General features: G+C 71.8%; 24 protein-coding genes. 7 read left to right on the top strand and 17 right to left on the bottom strand.

Annotated elements, in window-relative coordinates; translation table 11 throughout:
• Nucleotides 1-8: 8 nt before the first annotated feature.
• The 3 genes from EIY87_RS28885 to ctaD form a co-directional block, all read right to left on the bottom strand.
• Entirely contained in the window at nt 9-788 is a 780-nt protein-coding gene (locus EIY87_RS28885; RefSeq protein WP_125312993.1) for a peptidyl-tRNA hydrolase, read from the bottom strand.
• Complete coding sequence (gene serB / locus EIY87_RS28880) at nt 785-2,014, bottom strand: phosphoserine phosphatase SerB (RefSeq protein WP_125312992.1); 1,230 nt, start codon at nt 2,012-2,014, stop codon at nt 785-787. The genes EIY87_RS28885 and serB overlap by 4 nt, the downstream gene beginning before the upstream one ends.
• A 116-nt stretch (nt 2,015-2,130) precedes the next feature.
• Nucleotides 2,131-3,918 (bottom strand): aa3-type cytochrome oxidase subunit I, encoded by a 1,788-nt coding sequence (gene ctaD / locus EIY87_RS28875; protein WP_125312991.1) that lies wholly within the window; start codon nt 3,916-3,918, stop codon nt 2,131-2,133.
• Nucleotides 3,919-4,053: 135 nt separating this feature from the next.
• Between ctaD and EIY87_RS28870 the strand changes: the two genes are divergently transcribed.
• Nucleotides 4,054-4,884 carry a phosphotransferase family protein gene (locus EIY87_RS28870; RefSeq protein ID WP_125312990.1) on the top strand — a complete coding sequence of 277 codons (831 nt, stop codon included), beginning with the start codon at nt 4,054-4,056 and terminating at the stop codon, nt 4,882-4,884.
• On the opposite strand, the gene EIY87_RS28865 is transcribed toward EIY87_RS28870, so the two are convergent.
• Nucleotides 4,872-5,633, bottom strand: a complete 762-nt coding sequence (locus tag EIY87_RS28865; RefSeq protein WP_125312989.1) for an alpha/beta fold hydrolase — start codon at nt 5,631-5,633, stop codon at nt 4,872-4,874. The two genes, EIY87_RS28870 and EIY87_RS28865, sit on opposite strands and share 13 nt — an antisense overlap.
• On the opposite strand from EIY87_RS28865, the gene EIY87_RS28860 reads away from it, so the two are divergent.
• Nucleotides 5,632-6,171 carry a GNAT family N-acetyltransferase gene (locus EIY87_RS28860; RefSeq protein ID WP_125312988.1) on the top strand — a complete coding sequence of 180 codons (540 nt, stop codon included), beginning with the start codon at nt 5,632-5,634 and terminating at the stop codon, nt 6,169-6,171. The two genes, EIY87_RS28865 and EIY87_RS28860, sit on opposite strands and share 2 nt — an antisense overlap.
• Before the next feature lie 37 nt (nt 6,172-6,208).
• Here EIY87_RS28860 and EIY87_RS28855 read toward each other — a convergent pair whose 3' ends face one another.
• From EIY87_RS28855 to EIY87_RS28845, 3 genes are all read right to left on the bottom strand, one after another.
• Nucleotides 6,209-6,517 (bottom strand): hypothetical protein, encoded by a 309-nt coding sequence (locus EIY87_RS28855; RefSeq protein ID WP_125312987.1) that lies wholly within the window; start codon nt 6,515-6,517, stop codon nt 6,209-6,211.
• Nucleotides 6,518-6,749: 232 nt separating this feature from the next.
• Nucleotides 6,750-7,850, bottom strand: coding sequence for an NAD/NADP-dependent octopine/nopaline dehydrogenase family protein (locus EIY87_RS28850; RefSeq protein WP_191984296.1), 1,101 nt, complete (start codon nt 7,848-7,850; stop codon nt 6,750-6,752).
• Nucleotides 7,851-7,946: 96 nt separating this feature from the next.
• Nucleotides 7,947-9,071: an alkaline phosphatase family protein gene (locus tag EIY87_RS28845; protein ID WP_125312986.1), complete on the bottom strand. Its 1,125-nt coding sequence runs from the start codon at nt 9,069-9,071 to the stop codon at nt 7,947-7,949.
• Between the two features lie 76 nt (nt 9,072-9,147).
• On the opposite strand from EIY87_RS28845, the gene EIY87_RS28840 reads away from it, so the two are divergent.
• On the top strand, nt 9,148-9,357 hold the full coding sequence (locus EIY87_RS28840) for an FmdB family zinc ribbon protein (RefSeq protein WP_125312985.1): 210 nt from the start codon (nt 9,148-9,150) through the stop codon (nt 9,355-9,357).
• Here the strand turns inward: EIY87_RS28840 and EIY87_RS28835 are convergent.
• A complete protein-coding gene (locus tag EIY87_RS28835; protein WP_125312984.1) occupies nt 9,354-10,472 on the bottom strand; it encodes a trans-sulfuration enzyme family protein in 1,119 nt (372 codons plus the stop codon). The genes EIY87_RS28840 and EIY87_RS28835 overlap by 4 nt on opposite strands.
• Nucleotides 10,473-10,530: 58 nt before the next feature.
• On the opposite strand from EIY87_RS28835, the gene EIY87_RS28830 reads away from it, so the two are divergent.
• Complete coding sequence (locus EIY87_RS28830) at nt 10,531-11,007, top strand: Lrp/AsnC family transcriptional regulator (RefSeq protein ID WP_125312983.1); 477 nt, start codon at nt 10,531-10,533, stop codon at nt 11,005-11,007.
• 2 nt (nt 11,008-11,009) lie between these two features.
• Here the strand turns inward: EIY87_RS28830 and EIY87_RS28825 are convergent, their stop codons facing one another.
• Both EIY87_RS28825 and EIY87_RS28820 read right to left on the bottom strand, forming a co-directional pair.
• Complete coding sequence (locus EIY87_RS28825) at nt 11,010-11,534, bottom strand: P-loop NTPase family protein (RefSeq protein ID WP_125312982.1); 525 nt, start codon at nt 11,532-11,534, stop codon at nt 11,010-11,012.
• Nucleotides 11,518-11,982, bottom strand: coding sequence for an Lrp/AsnC family transcriptional regulator (locus EIY87_RS28820; protein WP_125312981.1), 465 nt, complete (start codon nt 11,980-11,982; stop codon nt 11,518-11,520). Before EIY87_RS28820 ends, EIY87_RS28825 begins: the two co-directional genes overlap by 17 nt.
• 93 nt (nt 11,983-12,075) lie before the next feature.
• Here EIY87_RS28820 and EIY87_RS28815 point away from each other — a divergent pair, with 93 nt between their 5' ends.
• From EIY87_RS28815 to tsaA, 3 genes are read left to right on the top strand one after another with little or no spacing between them, the layout of a single operon-like run.
• Nucleotides 12,076-12,915, top strand: a complete 840-nt coding sequence (locus EIY87_RS28815; RefSeq protein WP_125312980.1) for an LLM class flavin-dependent oxidoreductase — start codon at nt 12,076-12,078, stop codon at nt 12,913-12,915.
• Nucleotides 12,912-13,337 carry a nucleoside deaminase gene (locus EIY87_RS28810; RefSeq protein ID WP_125312979.1) on the top strand — a complete coding sequence of 142 codons (426 nt, stop codon included), beginning with the start codon at nt 12,912-12,914 and terminating at the stop codon, nt 13,335-13,337. Before EIY87_RS28815 ends, EIY87_RS28810 begins: the two co-directional genes overlap by 4 nt.
• Nucleotides 13,334-13,744, top strand: coding sequence for a tRNA (N6-threonylcarbamoyladenosine(37)-N6)-methyltransferase TrmO (tsaA, locus tag EIY87_RS28805; RefSeq protein WP_125312978.1), 411 nt, complete (start codon nt 13,334-13,336; stop codon nt 13,742-13,744). The genes EIY87_RS28810 and tsaA overlap by 4 nt, the downstream gene beginning before the upstream one ends.
• Nucleotides 13,745-13,997: 253 nt before the next feature.
• Here tsaA and EIY87_RS28800 read toward each other — a convergent pair whose 3' ends face one another.
• From EIY87_RS28800 to EIY87_RS28770, 7 genes are all read right to left on the bottom strand, one after another.
• Nucleotides 13,998-15,764 (bottom strand): 3-hydroxyacyl-CoA dehydrogenase family protein, encoded by a 1,767-nt coding sequence (locus tag EIY87_RS28800; protein ID WP_125312977.1) that lies wholly within the window; start codon nt 15,762-15,764, stop codon nt 13,998-14,000.
• 118 nt (nt 15,765-15,882) lie between these two features.
• Nucleotides 15,883-16,554: a dihydroxyacetone kinase phosphoryl donor subunit DhaM gene (gene dhaM / locus EIY87_RS28795; protein WP_125312976.1), complete on the bottom strand. Its 672-nt coding sequence runs from the start codon at nt 16,552-16,554 to the stop codon at nt 15,883-15,885.
• Nucleotides 16,551-17,180 (bottom strand): dihydroxyacetone kinase subunit DhaL, encoded by a 630-nt coding sequence (gene dhaL / locus EIY87_RS28790; protein ID WP_125312975.1) that lies wholly within the window; start codon nt 17,178-17,180, stop codon nt 16,551-16,553. The genes dhaM and dhaL overlap by 4 nt, the downstream gene beginning before the upstream one ends.
• Nucleotides 17,180-18,181 carry a dihydroxyacetone kinase subunit DhaK gene (gene dhaK / locus EIY87_RS28785; RefSeq protein WP_125312974.1) on the bottom strand — a complete coding sequence of 334 codons (1,002 nt, stop codon included), beginning with the start codon at nt 18,179-18,181 and terminating at the stop codon, nt 17,180-17,182. Before dhaK ends, dhaL begins: the two co-directional genes overlap by 1 nt.
• Before the next feature lie 67 nt (nt 18,182-18,248).
• Complete coding sequence (locus EIY87_RS28780) at nt 18,249-19,253, bottom strand: DUF3558 domain-containing protein (protein WP_225440085.1); 1,005 nt, start codon at nt 19,251-19,253, stop codon at nt 18,249-18,251.
• 47 nt (nt 19,254-19,300) lie between these two features.
• Nucleotides 19,301-19,585, bottom strand: a complete 285-nt coding sequence (locus EIY87_RS28775) for a hypothetical protein (RefSeq protein ID WP_125312972.1) — start codon at nt 19,583-19,585, stop codon at nt 19,301-19,303.
• Nucleotides 19,586-19,594: 9 nt separating this feature from the next.
• Nucleotides 19,595-21,292, bottom strand: a complete 1,698-nt coding sequence (locus EIY87_RS28770) for a sodium:solute symporter family protein (protein ID WP_125312971.1) — start codon at nt 21,290-21,292, stop codon at nt 19,595-19,597.
• Between the last annotated feature and the right edge of the window lie 101 nt (nt 21,293-21,393).

Here is a 21,393-nt window from a genome sequence, read left to right as displayed (position 1 = left end):
CAACCGGCTCAGGAAGCGCCTTGTTCCGGCTCCCACTGGGCAAGAACCGTGATCGTGCCCGGGTCCACCTCGGTGAACCCGGCGTCGCGCACGGCGATGACGCGGTCGCGCCGCCACGCGCCCTCCGGGTCGTCCCCGGGGTGCAGCTCCTTCCACTGCACGGGGCTCGCGGTGCGCACCGCCGTCCGGTAGCCCCGCGCGGCCCAGCCGGCCAGCGCGGCGTCGTCCAGCAGCGCGGCGAGGATCATCGTCGCGTGGCCGACCTGGGCGGAGGCCTTGCCGACGGTCATCGGTACGTGCGGGTTGAGCAGCAGCAGCGGCACGCCGTCCGGGATCGGGCCCGGCTCGTCGGGCGGCAGCTCGCTGCCCGAGATCTGCAGCCGCGCGACGTCCTTGGGCGTCTCGGTGACCAGGCCCGGGACGAGCGCCCGCGCCTCGGCGCCGTCGACCTCGACGGTGATGCCCGGCAGCTCCTGGACGGCCGCCCAGTGCGCGCCGCGGGCCCGCCGCGCGACCTTCCGGATCCGGTTGTCGAGCCACGCGTGCATCGGCTCGGCCCACTCGCCGCCGGGCTTGGCGCGCTCGTCGAGGCACACGGCCAGCGCGGCCGCCGCCGCGGCCTCCAGCAACGGCGTGCGGCCCGGCGGCTCGGCCCGTTCGATGCGCAGGATGACCGGCATCGCCCGGACTTCCTCCGGGAGCTCGTCGGAGGTGTCCGACGTGTCTTCGGCCGGGAGCCCCAGCCAGAAGGCGTAGCGGGCGCCCAGGGGGTCGAGAACGCTGCTCACGGGCGCATCAGCTCGAGCCCGTCGGCGGCGTCGGCCGCTTCGACCTCGCCGCGGGTCAGCCCGAGGACGAACAGCACGGCGTCGAGGTAGGGGTGCGACAGCGCGGTGTCGGCCACCTCGCGCAGCGCGGGCTTGGCGTTGAACGCGACGCCCATGCCCGCCGCCGAAAGCATGTCGATGTCGTTGGCGCCGTCCCCGACCGCGACGCACTGCTCCAGCGGGATGTCGTACTCGCCCGCGACGCGGCGAAGCACCTTCGCCTTGCCGGCCCGGTCGACGACGTCGCCAACGACCTTCCCGGTGAGCTTGCCGTCCACGATCTCCAGCTCGTTCGCCGCCGCGAAGTCGAGGCCGAGCTCCGCCACCAGACCGCCGATGACCTGCGTGAACCCGCCGGACACCACCCCGGTCTTGAACCCCATCCGCTTGAGCGTGCGGATCGTCGTGCGGGCGCCCGGGGTCAGCTCGATGGACGCGGCGACCTCGTCGATCGCCGTGGCGGGGAGCCCTTCCAGCAGCGCGACCCGCCGTTCGAGGGACTCGCTGAAGTTGAGCTCGCCGCGCATGGCCGCCTCGGTGATCTCGCGGATCTCCGGCTCGACCCCGGCGTGCGCGCCCAGCATCTCGATGACCTCGCCCTGGATGAGGGTCGAGTCGACGTCGAAGACGACCAGCCGCTTCGCCCGGCGCGTGATCCCGGCCCGCTCGACGGCGATGTCGACCCCGGCCTCGACGGCGGCGTCGGCGAGCTCCGAGCGCAGCGCGGTGTCGGCTTCGGGGGTGTCCTGGTCGACCGAGACGTACAGCTCCAGGCCGGTCACGGGGTAGTCGGCGACGCTGCGGATCGCGTCGATGTTGGCCCCGAGCGACGCCAGCCGGCGCGCGACCTCGGAGAAGCCCCGAGCGGTGACCGGACGCCCGAGCACCACCAGCACGTGCGTGGAGTCGCGGCGGCCCAGCGCGAACGGGTCCTCCCCGATCGCCGACCCGATCTTGACGTCGACCTGCATGCCGACGGACGCCATCGCCTGCTCGACGTACTCCTGCAGGCCCTCCGGGTCGCGGTACACGCCGGCGAGCACGCCGAGCACGAGCTGCCCGCGGATCACGACCTGCTCGACGTCGAGGACGTCGACGTCGTGCCGCGTCAGCACGGCGAACAGCACGGACGAGACGCCCGGCTTGTCGGGGCCGGTCGTCGTGATCAGGACGGGGGTCTGGGTCACTGGTCATCCCTCGTTCGGCAACGCTGCACGGCCAGTCTGCCGCTCCGGGGCCGGACATAAGTAGAGCGCGTGCCCGGCTTCACAAAAGCCGGGCACGCGCTCACACGATCAGGTACCTACTTGTCGCCCTGCTCGCTCGCGTTGTCCTTGGAGTGGTCCCCCGGGATCACCGCTTCGGTCAGCAGCTGCGACGGCGCCGCGTGGCTGTTGACCCGCTGCTTCCCGAAGAAGCCGATCTCGCCCTCGGTGTGGATGCGCTCGATCATGTGCGGGTAGTGCAGCTCGAACGCGGGCCGCTCGGAGCGGATCCGGGGCAGCTCGGTGAAGTTGTGCCGCGGCGGCGGGCAGGACGTCGCCCACTCCAGCGAGTTGCCGTAGCCCCACGGGTCGTCCACCGTGACGATCTCGCCGTACCGGTAGCTCTTGAAGACGTTCCAGATGAACGGCAGCGTCGAGGCACCGAGGATGTACGCGCCGATCGTGGAGATCGTGTTCAGCGTCGTGAAGCCGTCGCTGGTCAGGTAGTCCGCGTACCGGCGCGGCATGCCCTCGGCACCCAGCCAGTGCTGGACGAGGAACGTGCCGTGGAAGCCGATGAACGTGGTCCAGAAGTGCCACTTCCCGAGCTTCTCGTCCATCATCCGGCCGGTGATCTTCGGGAACCAGAAGTAGATGCCGGCGAAGGTGGCGAACACGATCGTGCCGTAGAGCACGTAGTGGAAGTGCGCGACGACGAAGTAGCTGTCCGACACGTGGAAGTCGATCGCCGGCGCGGCCAGCAGGATGCCGGTCAGGCCGCCGAAGAGGAACGTGACGATGAAGCCCATCGAGAAGATCATCGGCGTCTCGAAGGACAGCTGGCCCTTCCACATCGTGCCGATCCAGTTGAAGAACTTCACCCCGGTCGGGACCGCGATCAGGAAGGTCATGAAGGAGAAGAACGGCAGCAGCACGGCGCCTGTGGCGTACATGTGGTGCGCCCACACCGCGACCGACAGCGCCGCGATGGCCAGCGTCGCCCAGACCAGGCTCTTGTAGCCGAACATGGGCTTGCGGCTGAACACCGGGAAGATCTCCGACACGATCCCGAAGAACGGGAGCGCGACGATGTAGACCTCGGGATGGCCGAAGAACCAGAACAGGTGCTGCCAGAGGATCACGCCGCCGTTTTCGGGGTCGAACACGTGCGCCCCGAGGTGCCGGTCCGCCAGCAGGCCCATCAGCGCCGCGGTCAGGATCGGGAAGGCGAGCAGGATCAGGATCGACGTCACCAGGATGTTCCAGGTGAAGATCGGCATCCGGTACATCGTCATGCCGGGCGCGCGGAGGCAGACCACGGTGGTGACCATGTTGACCGCGCCGAGGATGGTGCCGAGACCGGAGACCACCAGGCCGGAGATCCACAGGTCCGCGCCGACGCCCGGCGAGTGGATCGCGTCCGACAGCGGGGTGTAGGCGAACCAGCCGAAGTCGGCGGCGCCACCCGGGGTCAGGAAGCCCGACAGCACGATCAGGCCGCCGAAGAGGTACAGCCAGTACGAGAACGCGTTCAACCGCGGGAACGCGACGTCCGGCGAGCCGATCTGCAGCGGCAGGATGAAGTTCGCGAACCCGAAGAGGATCGGGGTCGCGTACAGCAGCAGCATCACCGTGCCGTGCATGGTGAACAGCTGGTTGTACTGCTCCTGCGAGAGGAACTGCTGCCCGGGCCGCGCCAGCTCGGTGCGGATCAGCATGGCCATCGCGCCGCCCGCCATGAAGAAGGCGAACGACGTGACCAGGTACATGATCCCGATCTGCTTGTGGTCCGTCGTGCGGAACAACCGCAGCAGGTACGAACCCTTGACCGACTCGCGCGCGGGGTACGGGCGCGTCGCGATCGGCTTGGGGGCTACGGCCGTCACTCCTGCCTCCAACACTGAAACCTTGTGGTGGTCATCGTCCGGCCGCCGGGGCCAGGGAACACCCGGTCCGGCGGCTTAGGGGGATCGTAGCCCTCGCTACCGACAGTCGCGCGCACCGGCTGGCAAGATCGGGCCGTGGCCGACGAACACACGCGGAACGCGGTCCGCGCGGCACTGGCCGTGACCGCCCGGCTCGGGCTGTCCGAGCACGTCCCGGAAGTGCTCCACGAGCGCTCGAACGTGCTGGTGAGACTGGGTCCGGTGGTGGCGAGGGTGCCGGCGACGACGGCCCTCGCGCGGCCGGAGCCGTCGGCCTGGCTGGCCCGGGACGTCGCGGTCTCGCGGTTCCTCACCGAGTGTGGTGTGCGCGTCGTCTCACCCACCACGGATCCCCCGGCCGGACCGCATTTCGCGGCCGGGCTGCCGGTCACGCTCTGGCACCACACCCCGCACGATCCGGGCCACCGGTACGCACCGGACACGGTCGCGGGTTCCCTCGCCGAGGTGCACTCGGCGTTGCGCGGGTTCCCCGGCGAGCTGCCCCGCCGCGGGCCCCTCGACGACCTGGAGCGCATCCTCGTCCGCCACGGCGACGCGATGGACGGCGCGGCGCCCCGGCTGGCGGCCGAAGCCACGCGAATCGCGGCCGAGCTGCCCGGTTCCGGCGGCCGCCCGCTGCACGGGGACGCGCACCCCGGCAACCTGATCGCGACGCCCGGCGGGCCGTGCTGGCTGGACTTCGAGGACACCTGGCACGGGCCGCTGGCTTGGGACCTCGCCATCCTGGCCCGGCAGGGCGGTCCCGAGTACCTGGCCGCGTACCCCGGCTCGGTTCCCGAATCGGAACTAGAGGTGTGCACGCGGTTGCGGGAGCTGTTCGCCGTCGCGTGGCGCTACGTCATCGCCAAGCGGTTCCCGCACCGGCTCCCCGAAGCCCGCACCGCGCTGGCCGCCTACTTCTCGTGAGTCGCGGGGTACCAGGACAGGATCGCCTCGACGACGCCCGCGGGGTCTTCCAGCGGCGTCAGGTGCCCGGCTTCCGGCAGCACGACGAGCGTCGCGCCGTCGACGGCTTCGGCCATCTCGCTCGCGGCTTCGACCGGGGTGATCGGGTCCTCTTCACCCACGATGACCAGCGTCGGCACCCGCGATTCCCGCAGCAGCGCGAGGGAATCGGGCCGCGTCCGCAGCGCCAGCGCCGTCCACGAGATGCCCGCGGGCGGCTGGGACTCGATGATCTCGCGGACGGTCTCGACCAGCTCGGGCCGCCGCGTCCGGGTCGATTCCGCCAGCAGGTTCGGCAGGTTGGCCTCGGCCAGCCAGGTGCCGGTGCCTTCCCGACCGACGCGCTCGGCGACGTCGAGCCGGCTCTGCGCGGCCTCGGGCGTGTCGGGCGCCGCCTTGGTGTCGACGAGCACGAGCCCGCCGACCCGCTCCGGCGCCAGCCGCAGCACGGCCATCGCGAGGTAGCCGCCCATCGAGCAGCCGCCGAGCACGACGCGGTCCAGCTCCAGCCGGTCGAGCAGGACGACGACGTCCCGCGCGGCGTCTTCGAGGCTCGGCTCGCGATCGGACTCCGGCAGCGGCGAGCGACCGAGCCCGCGCTGGTCCGGGGTGATCACCCGAAGGTGTGAAGCGAGGGGTTCGCGCACCGCGTTCCACATGCGGGCGTCCAGGGGAAAGGCGTGGAGGAGGACCAGCGGCAGTTCGGTCATGCGAGCCATTTTGTCGGACCCCCGCGCTAGCTTCGCCGTTGTGTTCACCGACATCGAAACCGACCGGCTGCTGCTGCGTCCGCTCCACGAGGCGGACCGGCAGGCGATGGTCGACATCCACACGGACCCGCGCACCAACCGCTTCAACCCGGACCCGCCCGACGTCCCGCGCGCGTCGGCGATGTTCTCGGACTGGCTGGCGCACTGGGCCGACCACGGCTTCGGCTACCCCGCGGTCCTCGAACGCGGCGGCACCGAGGTGCTCGGCATGTGCGGCGTCCGCATGCGGGAGTTCCACGGCGAGAAGGTGCTGAACCTCGGCTACCGCTTCCGGCCGTCGGCGTGGGGGAAGGGGTACGCGGTCGAGGCCGGGCAGGCGGTCCTCGAGTGGTGCGCCCGCGAGCTCACGTCCGTGCCGGTGCTGGCGAGCGTGAGCATCGCGAACAAGCCGTCGCTGCGGGTGGCCGAGCGCCTCGGCTTCACGGAGTACACGGAGGAGATGTACGACGGCGCGATGTCACGGCACTACCGGCGCTGAGCTGGGCTTGGTGTTTGACAACTCCAGAGTGAAAGGGTCACCGGCGCCGGGTCGGCCGCCGCCGGGCCCGCGCGTCCCAGCAGGCCCGGTGCCAGTGCCGCCGGTCGGCGACGGACCCGGTCTCGTCGGCGGGCCAGACCACGACGTGCGGCGTCCCGGGCCGGATCTCGTGGTCGCAGCCGGGACAGCGGTAGAACTTGGTGGCCTGCGCCCCGGGCACGCTCCGCACGAGCCACTCCCCGTCGGCCCCGGCCTCCGACCGAGCCCACCCGGTAGCGGCACCGAGCTCCCGTTCAGGCGACGGCCCACCGTCCGAGCGGCGGCCGGGACGGTTGCGTCGAGGCACGAACCCACGGTAACGGCCCGGGGTCCGGCCACCCGCCCCCGGCCCAGACGGCAGCCCGCCCACGCGATCCCGGTCCGCACGGCCGAGCCACTCCCACCCGCGCAAGCCCGCCCGGCAGCCCCGCCCGCGCAGCCGGCCGGCCACCCCGAACCGGCGCGATCCCCACGCCCGGCAGCGAACCGCCCGGCACGGCGCCCAACGTCCCCGATCCGCGAGCACACCCCGCGCCCCTTCAAGCGGCCCGCTCCACCACCCCGTCACCCACCCCCAGCCGCCGCACGATCCCCTCGTGCCCGAGCCCCTCCCACCCGAGCCGCCCCAACGTCCGCCCGGTCCGCCGGAAATCCTCCCCGCCCAGCACGGACATGATCGTGATCGCGGCATCCACCACCGGCGTCGCCACCCCGGCGCACCGCGCGAGCGCCTGCAGCGGCACCAGCGTCGACCGGATGTCCTCGGTCAGGAACCGGTGATCGAGACTCGTCGGCGCGGCGATCGTCCGGTACGGCTCCACCGTCCGCAACGCGTCCAGCAAGGTCGTGGCCGGGCAGCCGTAGTACCGGTCGAGCACCTCGGTCATCGGCATCAGCCGGGCGCCGTAAGCCCGCGCGACCAGCGCGAACTCGGCCTCGGTCCGCTCCAGCAACGCGATCGTGCGCGCCGAGACCCCGTCGACGTAGAAGAGCAGCTCCTCGGCACGGTCGATGGTCCCGAGGTTGGCGAGCGCGATCGGCACGTGCGCGACCGCGCCGAAGTCGTGCAGCCCGCGTTCCACCGGGTTGCGCGCGATCTCGAGCATCGGGAACCACTCGCGCAGCAGCCCCGCCTGCCGGGCGACGGCGTCCGGCGTGCTCCCGGAGATCAGGTTCCAGCCCTTGGCGCCCAGCACGGTCACCCCGTCGGTCCCGGCCGGCCGGGCGGCGAAGAGCGCGTCGGTCTCGACGACGTCGACCTCCGGCGCCCCGGCGGCGGCGAGCGCGTGCGCGAACTCGACGCTCCCGCAGAGCTTGCTGGAGAACAGCACCACGACCTGCCCGGCGCGCAGGTGCGGTGCGAGGCGGGCGGCGACCTCCGGGTAGGCGGTGGTCACGGTGGCGATCAGCACGACGGCGCGTCCGCCCAGCCCGGCGGGATCCGAGGTCACCTCCCGCAGCGGAAACCGGCCTTCGAGCGCGCCGCGCGCGACGATCTCTCGCCGGCGCGCAATCCCCGCCACGGCAGCGAGATCCCGCGTGTACAGGTGCACGGGCAGCCCCCGCGCGGCCAGGTGGGCGGCCACGGCCCGTCCCTCGCCGCCCGCCCCGACGACCCCGATCCCGTCCAGCACGCTCATTCCGCCCACTCCCGTCAGTCCGGTACGCAGTGGACAGGTCGGCACCGGAAGGGGGAAAGTTCCCGCCTGCGCACGTTCCCGGAAACCGGGCGCCGGTCAGCCCTGGGCGAGTGCGAGCGGAACCAGCTGCTCGGCGGTGGTCAGCGACCCGTGCTGCCCGATCAGCGACGTCTCGACGGCCTCCGCGAGCCCGCGCACCATCCCGAACCGGTCCCGGGCCGCGGCGACGACGTCGCCGATGCGGGGCAGCACCCGGTCGCTGACCGTGTGGCCGAACCAGCCCTCGGCGACGGCTTCCTCCCGCGAACGCACCCAGGCCCGCTCGCCGAGCACCGCCCGCCAGGCCGCGAGGACGTCCGCGGCCGCGCCCGGCTCGGTGTAGACGTGCCGGGCCCGCACCTCGCCGCCGAACGTCCGGACACCCGCCAGCAGCTCCGGGGTGTCTTCGAGGTCGAGCGGGTCGTCGACGGCCACCATCCCGTGGTCGGCCACCACGGCGAGCAGGGCACCGGCCGGCAAACCCTCCACAATGGACTCGACGAGCCGGTCGACCTGCCGCAGCTGCATCCGCCAGGCCGCCGAGCCGGGCCCGTAGACGTGGCCGAGCAGGTCGAGTTCGCTGTGGTAGGCGTAGCAGAACGCGCGCCCGCCGAGCACGTCCACCGTCCGCGCGGCGAGGTCGCCCAGCGCGTGCACCCCGGCGTAGCGCGCTCCGCTCTGGGTGGCGCGGGTCAGCGCCGTATCGGCGAACTTCCCGGCCGACACCACCGCGGCGTCGATCCCGGCCGCGGCGGCCCGCTCGAACGTCGTCGGCAGCGGCTGCACGTCGCGGGGCGGGAGGGCGCCGCGCAGGTCGCCGCCGTCCTCGTGGCTGCACCAGCGCAACGCGTTGAGCACACCGGTGCCCGGCATTTCGAAGGTGTAGCCGACCATGCCGTGTTCGCCCGACGCGAGCCCGGTGCCGATCGCGGCGACTCCGGCGGCCGTCGTCGAGGGGAAACCCACGCGCAGGGAGGCGCGGGCGAGCTCGGTCAGGACCGGGGCGTCCGCGGCGTGCTCGGCGAGCAGTTCCGAGCCGAGCCCGTCGACGAGCAGCACGGCGGCGCTGCGTGCCTCCGGCAGTGCCAGGGTGTTCCCGCAGCCGGGCACCCCCAGCGCGGCGAGCAGGGACGGGACGACCTGGCCGAGGTGCGGGACGTCGGCGAGCGAAGGCGGCTGCACGCGCCCAGCTTCCCACCGATCACCGCGGGCGGCGGTCCGGCTTCCCCCGGCCCGGCCCTCCGGCGATAATCGGGGCATGCCGACCTACGCCTACCGCTGCCGCGAGTGCACCGAGACGTTCGAGCTCCTGCGCCCGATGAGCGAATCCGGTGCGCCGGCGCCCTGCCCGGAGGGGCACTCCGACACCGTCAAGCTGCTCACCACGGTCGCCCTCACCGGGGCCGCGAGCGGTCCCGCGGCCCCGGCGGGCGGTGGCGGCTGCTGCGGTGGCGGCTGCTGCGGCTAGAGCGCCTTCAGCGCCTGCTCCAGGTCGGCCCACAGGTCCTCGACGTCCTCGAGGCCGACGGACATCCGGATCAGCTGGTCGGACACCCCGGCGCCGCGGCGGTCGTCCTCGTCGACGATCCGGTGGCTGATCGAGCCGGGGTGCTGGATCAGCGTGTCGACGCTGCCGAGGCTGACGGCAGGCGTGATCAGCCGGACCGCCGCGATCAGGGCGTGCGGGTCGCCGTCGACCTCGAACGCCACCAGCGGCCCGCCGATCCGCGGGTAGTGGACGGCGGTCACGGCCGGGTGCTCGGCGAGCCGTGAAGCCAGCGTCGCCGCGGTCGCGGAGGCGGCGTTGACGCGCAGCGGCAGCGTGGAAAGCCCGCGCAGCAACAGGTATCCGGCGAGCGGGTGCAGCACGCCGCCGGTGGCGAAGCGGATCTGCCGCAGGCGCGCGGCTTCTTCGGCGTCGCACGCGACGACCCCGCCCATCACGTCGCCGTGGCCGCCGAGGAACTTCGTCGCGCTGTGCAGCACCATCCGGGCGCCGTGGCGGCCGGGGCGCTGCAGCACGGGCGTGGCGAAGGTGTTGTCCACGGCCAGCGGCACGTCCCCGCAGGCCGCCGCCAGCCCGGCGAGGTCCACCTCGGCCAGCGTCGGGTTCGCCGGCGTCTCGACGAACACCAGCCCGGTGTCCGGCCGGATCGCGGCTGCGACGGCGTCGGGCGCGGCCCACGTGACCTCGGTGCCGAGCAGCCCGGACTCGAGCAGGTGGTCACTGCAGCCGTACAGCGGGCGCACGGCGACGACGTGCCGCTTCCCCTGCGCCACCGCGGAAAGCAGGCAGGCCGAGACGGCGGCCATCCCGCTGGCGAACGCGACGCCGTGGTCGAAGCCTTCGAGCTCGGCGAGGGCCCGCTCGAACCGTTCGACGGTCGGGTTGCCCACCCGGCCGTAGATCGGCGGGCCGTCGAGCTCGGCGCCCGCGGCGAAGTCGTCGATCCGGGAGGCTTCGGCGGCGCTGTCGCGGGACGGGTAGGTCGTGGACAGGTCGAGCGGAGCGGCGTGCACGCCCAGGTCCGTGAGATCGTCACGGCCGGCGTGGACGGCTCGGGTTCGCAGCGCGGAAGTCATGCGAGCATGCTCGATCTTTCCCCGGATCGAGGGCAACACCCTCGGATATGATTCGCCGATGTCCGTTTCCGTCGAACTGAGTCCGGTGGACCTCGAGATTCTGCGCCTGCTGCAGAACGATGCCCGGATCACGAACAAGGACCTGGCGGCCGCGGTCGGCATCGCCCCCTCGACGTGCCTCGACCGCGTGGCCCGGCTGCGCGACACGGGCGTGATCACCGGCCAGCACGCCTCGGTCGACGCGGCCAAGCTGGGCCGCCCGCTGGAAGCCTTCCTGTTCGTCCAGGTCCGCCCACACCGGCGGCCGCTGGTCGACCCGTTCATCGAGCACCTGCTGTCCCTGCCCGAGGTGCGCGCGGTCTACCACCTGACCGGCCCGGACGACTTCCTCGCGCACGTGGCCACCAGCTCGGCGGGCGAGCTGCAGCGCCTGGTGCTCGACGAGCTGACCGCCCGGGACGAGGTGGCCCGCGTCCACACGAACCTGGTGTTCCAGCACTGGAGCGGCGGCCCGCTCCTGCCGCCGAGGTCCTGACGTCAGAGGTTCTCGAGCCAGCGGCGCGTCTCGCGCGGGGACGTGTGCCGGACGACGACCGGCCCCGGCGACTCGGCGGCCCAGGCCCGGATCCGCGCCCGCTTCGCCGCGAACGACGTGAAGTGCCACCGGATGATCGAATCCGCCGAGAACATCTGCCGGAACGACTCGACGTTGCCGTTGCAGATCCGCTCGCGGGTCACCGAGCGCCACAGCGTCCGGCGCACCAGCCGGCTCAGCGAAAGCCAGCGCGGGTAGTCGAGCCCGACCACGAGCTGGGTGCGCGCCAGCACGACATCGCGCCACTTCCCGTAGGCGGCGTCGAGGACCCACCGCTCCCCCGCGCAGACCTCGGCGATGCGGCGGCGCTGTTCTTCGTCGGGCACCGGCACCCAGCCCGGCTGCCAGCTCAGGTCGTCCGCCGAAACGTAGGGCAGGCCGGTGCGCTCGGCGATGCGGGCGGCGAGTGTCGACTTGCCCGAGCCGGTCACGCCGTAGACGACGACGCGCTCAGGCACCGGGGTCACGGGCGGGCTCCTGCGGGCCGCGGTAGGGCAGGGTCTGGCTGTAGACGACGTTCGTGGTCGTGCTGCCGAACTGGGCGAGCTCGTCCATGGTGTGCTCGAGGTGGGCCATGGAGGCGGCGGCGACCTTGAGCGTGTAGCAGTCGTCGCCGGTGGTGCGCAGGCATTCGAGGATCTCGAGGCGCTCGGCGAGCAGCTTGTGCAGTGCTTCGTGCCGGCTGCCGGGGTACTTGAGCCGGACGACGGCGAGCACCGGGTAGCCGACCTTGCCGAGGTCGACCTGCGCGCGGTAGCCGGTGATCACCCCGGCGGCCTCGAGCCGGCGGAGCCGTTCGGTCGCCGCGGACGCGCTGAGGTTCACCCGGCGGCCCAGCTCGGTGAGCGGCAGCCGGGCGTCGCGCTGGAGCTCGACGAGGATGGCCCAGTCCGTCTGGTCGAGACTCTCGGTCATTCGCCGAATGTACCGCGAGATCCACGGCCCGAGCCGGTCAACGCCGTGATTGTTCCCTTCCGATCACGGCTGGAGCGCCGATAGCCTTTCCCGGTGAAGATCGGCGTGAACGTCCCCAACTTCGGCCCCGGCACGGATCCGGGCGTCCTGCGCGCGTGGGCGCGGACGGTGGAAGGCCTGGGCTACGACCTGCTGATGGTGTCCGACCACGTCGCGATCACACCGGACGTAGCCGTCCAGTACCCGGCGCCGTTCTACGAGCCGTTCACGACGCTGTCGTGGCTGGCCGGGGTCACCGAGCGGGTGCGGCTCGGCACCACCGTGCTGGTCGTGCCGTACCGGCATCCCCTGCTGGTGGCCCGGATGGCGGCGAACCTCGACGCGCTGAGCGGCGGCCGGCTGGTCCTCGGCGCCGGCATCGGCTGGGCGAAACAGGAGTTCGAAGCGCTGGGCGTGCCGTTCGAGCGGCGGGGAAAGCTCACGACCGAGTACCTCCGGACGATCCGCGCGGCGTGGGCCGACCACGACGACTACCGCGCAGGCCCGATCCCGCTCTGGCTGGGCGGCCACAGCGACGCCGGCCTGCGCCGGGCGATCGACCTCGGCGACGCGTGGCACCCGCTGCGGCTGACCATGGACAGCTTCCGGGAAGGCCTGTCCCGCTTGGAAAAACTGGCCGGCGACCGGCCGGTGCCCGCCTTCGCGCCGCGGATCCTGCTGCGGGTGACCGGATCGCCGGCGACCGGGCCGGACCGGCGGGCCGGCGAAGGGACCCTCGACCAGGTTCTCGGCGATCTAGCGCAGCTGCGGGCGCTGGGCGCGGAGACCGTCGTGCTCGACCCGTTCGACGCGGACCCGGCCGAAACCCTCCACCCCGAAGTGGCGTGGCGAGACCTCGCGGCGGTCGCCGCGTCCTGGAAGGAGAACCGGTGAAGGACACCGAAGAAGCCCTGCTGCGGCGGGCCATCGAGCTCGCCCGCGAAGCACGCGAGGAACACGGCAACCCGCCGTTCGGCTCGCTGCTGGCCGATGCCGACGGCAAGATCATCGCCGAAGACCGCAACACGTCGTTGACCGACAACGACATCACGGCCCACCCGGAGCTGAAGCTGGCCCGCTGGGCGGCCCAGAACCTCGACCCGGAAACCGCGGCGGCGACGACGATGTACACCAGCACCCAGCCCTGCGGCATGTGCACGGGCGCGATCGAGCGCTCCGGCCTGGGCCGCGTGGTGTACGCGCTCTCGACCGAGCAGTTCCTCACCCTGCGCCCGCCGGTGAAGTGGGGCTACGAACTCGACGGCCCCGCCCTGTTCGACGAGGCCCGCGTACCGGTCGAGGGGTACTACACGTGACGAGCTACGAGGTCCGCCCGGTGGCCCACGTGGAGTCGCCCCTGACCGACCGCGGCACGGCCCCGAAACAAGGCGACGAGGGCGCCCCACCGGCCCGCGTGGTCTTCGCGCCCGGCTTCCACGCGGCGGCGGCCGACCTGCGACCGGGCGACCGCCTGGTCCTGCTCACGTGGCTGCACGAAGCCGACCGCGAAGTTCAATCGGTCCACCCCCGCGGCGACCCGGCCCGCCCGAGCACCGGGGTGTTCTCGACCCGCTCCCCGGACCGCCCGAACCCGATCGGCCTCCACCCGGTCACCGTGACCGCGGCCGAGCCGGGTGTCCTGACGGTGACCGGCCTGGAAGCGATCGACGGCACGCCGATCCTGGACGTCAAGCCGGCCCTGGGCGAGGTGGCCGAGCGCTGACCGACGCGTTCGAACCGTCCCCGATTCGTGGCCGCAGCCGCAAACGCCGCCGGCGCGGCCACGGACGAACTTCTGGCACCTGCTTCTCGCGGGTGCCGCGGGGCGCGGCTTGGTCGGTGCCTTGTGGGTCGGCCTCGACTTGGCCCGCGCCGTCTACAACGCGGCGGGAACCGTGCTCTCCCAAGGCGCGCTGGGAACCGGGCACTCCGACGACGCGCGATACGGGCGCGTCGCACTCAGCCTGGGGCAATGATCAGTAGGTCTTGAAGCCCTTCCCGGTCTTCCGCCCCAGCCGCCCGGCCGTCACGAGGTGCTCCAGCAGTGGTGCCGGCGCGAAGCCCTCCTCGCGGAACTCGTTGTACAGCGTCCGCTGAATCGCCAGCGACACGTCCAGCCCGACGACGTCCAGCAGCTCGAACGGCCCCATCGGCAGGCCGCAGCCGACCTTCATGGCCGTGTCGATGTCGTCCGCTTCCGCGTAGTGGGCCTCCAGCATCTTGACCGCGTCGTTGAGGTACGGGAACAGCAGCGCGTTCACGATGAAGCCGGCTCGGTCGCCGCAGTGGACGGCGTGCTTGCCGACCGCCGCGCAGACCGCGCTCGCCGTCGAGACCACGTCCGGCGCGGTCGCGATCGTCGACACCACCTCGACGAGCTTCATCACCGGTGCCGGGTTGAAGAAGTGGAGACCGACCACATCGGACGGCCGGGACGTCGCCGCCGCGCACTCGATCACCGGCAGCGAAGACGTCGTCGTGGCGAGCACCGCGCCCGGGCGGACGACCTCGTCCAGTGCCGAGAACACCGCCTGCTTCACCGAAAGCTCCTCGGCGACCGCCTCCACGACCAGGTCGACGTCGGCCAGCGCCTCGAAGTCCGTCACCGGGGTAATCCTGGCCAGCGCCGCCGAAGCGTCCTCTTCGGACAGCTTGCCGCGGACCACGGCCTTGTCGAGCGACTTCTTCACCTTCGCCACGGACGCCTGGGCCTTCTCCAGGCTCCGGGCGCGCAGCACGACGTCGAGGCCGCGCTTCGCGAACACCTCCGCGATGCCCGTGGCCATCGTCCCGGTGCCGACCACGCCGACCCGCGACACCGGCCGCGGCGGCGTGGCGTCCACAGTGGACGCGACGTCGGAAGCGACCACGTTCGGCGAGTCCGGGGCGTCGTAGGTGTAGAAGCCGCGGCCGGTCTTGCGGCCGAGCAGGCCGGCCGTGATCATCTGCTTGAGCAGCGGCGCCGGGGCGTGCAGGCGGTTGCGGGACTGGTGGTACATCGTGTCGAGGATTTCGTTCGCCGTGTCCAGCCCGATCAGGTCGAGCAGCGCGAGCGGGCCCATCGGGTAGCCGCAGCCGAAGCGCATCGCGGCGTCGAGGTCTTCGCGCGTGGCGTAGCGCTGCTCGTACATCCGCACCGCGTGGTTGAGGTAGCCGAACAGCAGCGCGTTCGCGATGAACCCGGCCCGGTCGCCGATCACCACCGGCACCTTGCCGAGCCGCTCGGCGAACTCGACCACCTCGGTGACCACCTCGGGCTCGGTCACCACGGTCTTGACGATTTCGACGAGCTTCTGCACCGGCGCCGGGTTGAAGAAGTGCATGCCGACGACCTTGCCGGGACGCGTGGTGTGCACGCCGATCTCGGTGATCGACAGCGACGACGTGTTGGAGGCGAACACGACCTCGGGCCGGGTGATCTTGTCGAGCTCGGTGAAGACGTCGGCCTTCAGCTCGAGGCTCTCCGGGATCGCCTCGATCACCAGGTCCACATCGGACAGATCGGAAAGCGAGGTGCTGTACCGGATCCGGCCGAGGAGCGCGTCACGACCGGGCGCGTCCAGCTTGCCACCGGAGAGCGCCCGCTCGGTGGAGTGCCGCAGGTGCCCGCGGCCCCGCGCCACCCCCGCCTCGTCGAGCTCGACCGTGACGACGTCGAGCCCGCTGCGCGCGAGCACTTCGGCGATCCCGGCCCCCATCGTGCCCAGGCCGATCACTCCGACCGTCGAGATGTCCCGCGTCATCGAGGCCTCCAGAGATGTTACTCGCTGGTAATTGCCCCGATACTGCCACGCGGGACCGCGCGAAGCCCAGACGGAATCGAGTCAGTACCGCTCAAGTCACCCGGTCGGCGAACCCGCCTCATTCGCCGAAATTGCCGTCCACCAGCTCTTTCGCCTTCGTCAAGGCCGCCGAAGCCTGCGGGCCCGTCGCCCGCAGGAGGATCCGGTCGCCCTGCCGGGCGCCGAGCGACATCAGGGCCAGCACGCTGCGGCCGTCGGCCTCCTGGTCACCGAGCCGGACGGTGACTTCGGCGTCGAACTCGCTGAGCGTGCGCACCAGCACCGCGGCCGGCCGCGCGTGCAGCCCGACGTCGTTGCGCAGCTCCAGCTCGACCTCGGCGCCGCCCGCCGTGGGCTCGGCGGGTTCGAGGTCCTCGGGGATCCCGGCCGCCGCGGCGGCCTCGGCCACCGCCTGCCGCCCTTCGCCCGCCTGGGCCGCGACGGCCGCGGCGATGGCGCCCTCGACCAGCGGGCCGTCCGCGACGACGGCGGACGAGGGATCGGCCAGCGATTCGACGGCGAGCTCGGCGGTCATCTGCGCGCTGCCGAGGTCGTAGAGCAGCACGACGCCGTCGCCGCGGTCGGCGCGCTGGGTGGCCGCGACGACCTCGTCGTAGTCCGTGCCGATCGAGCCGTCGGCGAGGCCGCCGGCGGGCACGATGGTGACGTCCGGTGCCATCTGGGCGGCCAGTTCGGCCAGTCCTTCGGCGAGTTTGGCGCTGTGCGAAACGAGCACGATCCCCACGCTCACCGGGCGGCCTCCGCGAACGCGCGCAGCAGCAGCGCCGACGACCGGGCACCGGGGTCCATGTGCCCGACCGCGCGCTCGCCGAGGTAGGACGCCCGGCCCTTGCGCGGTACCAGCTCCACTGTGGACTCCGCACCGCGGTCGGCCGCGTCGGCCGCCGCGGTCAGCACGGCGGCGATGTCGCCGCCCTCCTCGGCCGCCTTCTCCGCGGCCGCGACCGCCGGGATCAGGGCATCGACCATGGTCGCGTCGCCGCCGACGGCCTTCCCGCGGGCCTGGACGCCTTCGAGACCGGCGCGCAGCGCGTCCAGCAGCGCCGGGACGTCGAGTTCGCCCGCGGCGCCCAGCTTGGCCGACGCGCGCAGGAAAGCCGTGCCGTACAACGGCCCCGCGGCGCCGCCGACCTTGGAGATCAACGTCGTCGCGACGAGCTTCAGCACCCCGCCCGGCGTGTCCGGCGCGCCCGCGTCGAGCGCCGCGACGACGGCCGCGAACCCGCGGTTCAGGTTCTCGCCGTGGTCGCCGTCGCCGATCGCGCGGTCGAGGTCGATCAGTTCCACCCGGTGCTCGGCGACCACCGCGGCGGCGGCGCGCACGGCCGCCTCGACCCCTTCGGCCTTGCAGGTCATCAGCGCCCCCACCGCAGCGCCGGGGTGTTCACCGGGGCGTCCCAGAGCTCGGTCAGCTCGTCGTCCAGTTTGAGCAACGTCAGACTCATCCCCTGCATCTCGAGGCTGGTGATGTACGGGCCGACCAGCCGGCGTTCGACCACGATCCCACGCTCGGCCAGCAGCCGCTCGGCGATGCCGTGGGCCAGGTACAGCTCGACGAGCGGGGTGCCGCCCATCGAGTTGGTGAACAGCAGGACGCGGTCGCCCGAGGCGAACGGCAGGTCCGTGACGACGGCCTCGACCATCCGCGCCACCAGGGCGTCGGCCGGTTCGAGCGGGATGCGCTCGCGGCCGGGCTCGCCGTGGATGCCGATGCCGAACTCGATCTCGCCGTCGCCGAGGTCGAAGCTCGGGGTGCCGGCGTGCGGCACGGTCGGCGCCGTCAGCGCGACGCCGATCGAGCGCACCTGGCCGATCACCTTCTGCGCCAGCGCGGTCACGGCGTCGAGCGAGTCCCCGCGCTCGGCGGCGGCGCCGGTGAGCTTCTCCAGCAGCACCGTCCCGCCGACCCCGCGGCGGCCGGCGGTGTAGGTCGAGTCCTTGACCGCGACGTCGTCGTCGATCACGACGCTGCGCACGTCGAGGCCCTCGGCCGCGGCCAGCTCGGCGGCGGTCTCGAAGTTCAGCACGTCACCGGTGTAGTTCTTCACGATGAGCAGCGCGCCCGCGTCACCGGTGGTCGCGGTGACGGCGGCCTGCACGGCGTCCGGCGTCGGGGAGGTGAACACCGCGCCCGGGACGGCGGCGGCGAGCATGCCGGGGCCGACGAACCCGCCGTGCAGCGGCTCGTGCCCGGACCCGCCCCCGGAGATGACGGCGACCTTGCCCGCGACCGGCGCGTCGGCCCGGACCACGACATCGGGGTCGTACTGGACGCGCAGGACGTCGGAGTGCGCGGCGGCGAGCCCCCGCAGTGACTCCGCGACCACGTTCGCCGGATCGTTGATGATCTTCTTCACGGCAACCTCCGGCACATCGGCGGGTGGGGTGCCCCCTTCCTACCTCCCCGCGCGGCCCACCGCCAGGTCAGGGTTTGGGGAGCTTCGTGACGACGTTTTTCGCGACGGTCACCGCTTTGCCGCACGGGTCGTCGCTGCTCGCTTCGGCGGCGTAGTTCTCGTACTCCACCTGGGCCAGTTCGACGTCGTCGCCCTCCCACGGCCGGTGCTGCCACTGCACCGCGCACCGCGACGCGCTCGCGCTCGTCTGCTTCTGGAACGCCGTGACCCCGCCGCCGATGTCCACCTTGGAGTAACCGTCGCCGACGATCGGGGGCAGCCCCGGCAGGAACTTGACGGTGACCTTCGGGTCCTTGCCCTTCCACTCACAGGAGTGCAGGCCCGCGGGCGTGGACTTCGCCGACGGCGCGACGGCGGACACGGCCGAGGTGTCGGCCATCGCGCACGGGTCGGCCGTCAGCACGGTGCCCGGCGGCGTCGAGTACTTCTCCGGCGAGTTGTGCACCTTCTGGACGGCCGCCTCCAGCAGCGCCCGCCCGGGCCGGCACGGGTCGTCGCCGGCATAGGTGGCCGACACGGTGATCCCCAGGTCCGGGTTCAGCGCCGTCATCGCCGCGAGCGTGCAGTCGGTGTCGCCGGACTTGTTCACGCGCAGCGGGAGCCCGCCGACCTGGCCGGTCGTCTTGTCGATGCCGGGCAGCAGGGCGTTCCCGAGTTCGACCTCGAGCCGGATCGTCTTGCCGCCGGGGTCCTTCAGCTCGTTCCGGCAGGTGTCGAAGGCGATCGACGACTGCCTCGGGTCGTCTTCGATCGTGCCGAGGCCGAGCGCGCCGAGGGCGTCCTTGGTCAGGAACTGGCACGGCTTGATCGTGCGCAGCACGTTCGCCGCCACGGCGGCGTCGGTGATCGGGCCGTCGGTCTGCTGCCCGGTGCCGCCGGCCGCCGCGGGGACCGTGGTGCGGCCGAAGTTGGACCGGCCGAGGTCCGGCCCGCACGCGGTCAGCGGCAGGGCGAGCGCGGTGACCAGCAGGAACAGCTTCGGGAGACGGCGGCGCCGAGCGTCAAGGAACACGCGATGCACGGTAGCCGCACCCTCGCGCCGTTGTCCGGACAACCCGGCTATTCGCCCGCGGCGGGCGCCGTGTCTTCCGTCTCGGTCGACGCCGGGACGACGAGCGGCCGCACCTTCGCCCAGACGACGAAGAGCACGGCGACGACCAGCATTCCGATGCCGGCCCACAGGTTGATGTTGACGCCCGCCGCCTTCTGGATCTCCGCGTCGGAGGTGAAGCCGATGCCCATCACCGTGAGGATCACGCCGTAGACGCCGATCAGCAGGGCGATGATCAGCCGGATGTCGAAGGCGCCCGCCTTGTGGGGCCGCGCGCCGGACTCGGTAGCCATTCCGACCTCCTAGAAGATGGCGTTGAGGGCGATGGTCAGGATGAGCACGATGCCCGCGAGCAGGCCCGGCTTGCGGTACCAGCCCGCGTTCTCGCCGGTGTCGTCGTGCTTGAGCGAGTCGCGCGGGGTGAGCGAGTAGACCAGCCCGACGAGCTCCTCGTCCGGCTTCGGCCTGGTGGCCAGCGACACCACGACGCTCGCGACGATGTCGACGACGAACGCGGTCCCGGCGGCGACGAAGCTGATGCCCTGCCCGGTGAGGCCGAGCACCCCGGCCTGCGAGAGGCTCCAGACGGTGATCGCCGACGCCGTCCCGAGCACGAGGCCCACCCAGCCGGCGTGCGGGGTCATCCGCTTCCAGAACATGCCGAGGATGAACGTCGCGAACAGCGGCGCGTTGAAGAACGAGAACAGGTCCTGCAGGTAGTTCAGGATGTTGCCGGAGTTCGACGCGATGAACGCGGTGCCGATGGCGAGGATCGTGCCGGCCGACGTCACGACGCGGCCCAGGTTCAGGTAGTAGTGGTCCGGCTTGTCCTTCTTCACGTACGTCTGCCAGATGTCGTACGTGAACACGGTGTTGAACGAGCTGAGGTTGGCCGCCATGCCGGCCATGAAGGACGCGAGCAGACCGGCGATGGCGATGCCGAGCATGCCGTTCGGGAGCAGGTCGCGCATCAGCAGGAGCAGGGCGTTGTTGAACGTGACGCCGCTTTCGGCCTTGCCACCGTCGAGCAGCACCTGCTTGTCCTTGACGTACTCGGACACGCTGACCGCGGCGATCATGCCGGGGATGATGACGATGAACGGCACCAGCATCTTCGGGAACGCGCCGATGATCGGCGTCCGGCGGGCGGCGGACATGCTCTTCGACGCCATCGCGCGCTGGACCTCGACGAAGTTCGTCGTCCAGTAGCCGAACGAGAGGACGAAGCCGAGCCCGAACACGATGCCCAGCACCGACAGGATGCTGTTGCCGAAGCCGGTCAGGTTGTCGCCGGGCCAGGAGTGCAGCTGCGCCGAGCCGCCGGGGCTGTTGGTGACCTTGTCGACCAGGCCCTCCCAGCCGCCGACCTTGACCAGGCCGACGATCGTCAGCGGCACCAGCGCGATGACGATCACGAAGAACTGCAGGACCTCGTTGTAGATGGCCGCGGAAAGGCCGCCGAGCGCGGTGTAGGAGAGCACGATCGCGGCGGCGACGATGATCGACACCCACAGCGGCCAGCCGAGCAGCAGGTTCACGACGCTGGCCAGCAGGAACAGGTTCGCGCCCGCGATCAGGATCTGAGCGGCGGCGAAGCTGATGCCGTTGACCAGGTGGGCCGGCTTGCCGAAGCGCCGCCGCATGAACTCGGGGACGCTGCGCACCTTCGAGCCGTAGTAGAACGGCATCATCACGATGCCGAGGAACAGCATCGCCGGGATGGCGCCGATCCAGAAGTAGTGCACGGTCGGCAGGCCGTACTGGGCGCCGTTGGCCGACATGCCCATCACTTCGACCGCGCCGAGGTTCGCGGAGATGAACGCCAGGCCGGTGACCCACGCGGGCAGGGAGCGGCCGGACAGGAAGAAGTCGAGGCTGCTGGACACCTGCCGCCGTGCCAGGTACCCGATGCCGAGCACCAGCACGAAGTAGAACGCCAGCTCGATGTAGTCGATCGCGCTGGCATCGAGTCGCAGGTTCGCATCGGCTAGGACGAGCACCCGACCCACCTCATTTCAAACTGGACAACAACCCACAGGAATCACCACTGTCCTGTCGGTTCCGGACAGTACTGCATGGATTCAGGGTCGGCACGTTGACC

This window comes from Amycolatopsis eburnea (genome assembly GCF_003937945.1).
Lineage (GTDB): Bacteria > Actinomycetota > Actinomycetes > Mycobacteriales > Pseudonocardiaceae > Amycolatopsis > Amycolatopsis eburnea.
Note: the sequence above shows the minus strand (reverse complement) of the source record. Positions and strands in the feature narration are given on the sequence as shown.

Coding starts and splice junctions, on each gene's coding strand:
- EIY87_RS28860 (WP_125312988.1), top strand. CDS start 5,632: ATGCGAGCCATTTTGTCGGACCCCCGCGCTAGCTTCGCCGTTGTGTTC.
- EIY87_RS28865 (WP_125312989.1), bottom strand. CDS start 5,633: ATGACCGAACTGCCGCTGGTCCTCCTCCACGCCTTTCCCCTGGACGCC.
- EIY87_RS28850 (WP_191984296.1), bottom strand. CDS start 7,850: ATGAGCGTGCTGGACGGGATCGGGGTCGTCGGGGCGGGCGGCGAGGGA.
- EIY87_RS28840 (WP_125312985.1), top strand. CDS start 9,148: ATGCCGACCTACGCCTACCGCTGCCGCGAGTGCACCGAGACGTTCGAG.
- EIY87_RS28835 (WP_125312984.1), bottom strand. CDS start 10,472: ATGACTTCCGCGCTGCGAACCCGAGCCGTCCACGCCGGCCGTGACGAT.
- EIY87_RS28830 (WP_125312983.1), top strand. CDS start 10,531: ATGTCCGTTTCCGTCGAACTGAGTCCGGTGGACCTCGAGATTCTGCGC.
- EIY87_RS28820 (WP_125312981.1), bottom strand. CDS start 11,982: ATGACCGAGAGTCTCGACCAGACGGACTGGGCCATCCTCGTCGAGCTC.
- EIY87_RS28800 (WP_125312977.1), bottom strand. CDS start 15,764: ATGACGCGGGACATCTCGACGGTCGGAGTGATCGGCCTGGGCACGATG.
- dhaL (WP_125312975.1), bottom strand. CDS start 17,180: ATGACCTGCAAGGCCGAAGGGGTCGAGGCGGCCGTGCGCGCCGCCGCC.
- EIY87_RS28775 (WP_125312972.1), bottom strand. CDS start 19,585: ATGGCTACCGAGTCCGGCGCGCGGCCCCACAAGGCGGGCGCCTTCGAC.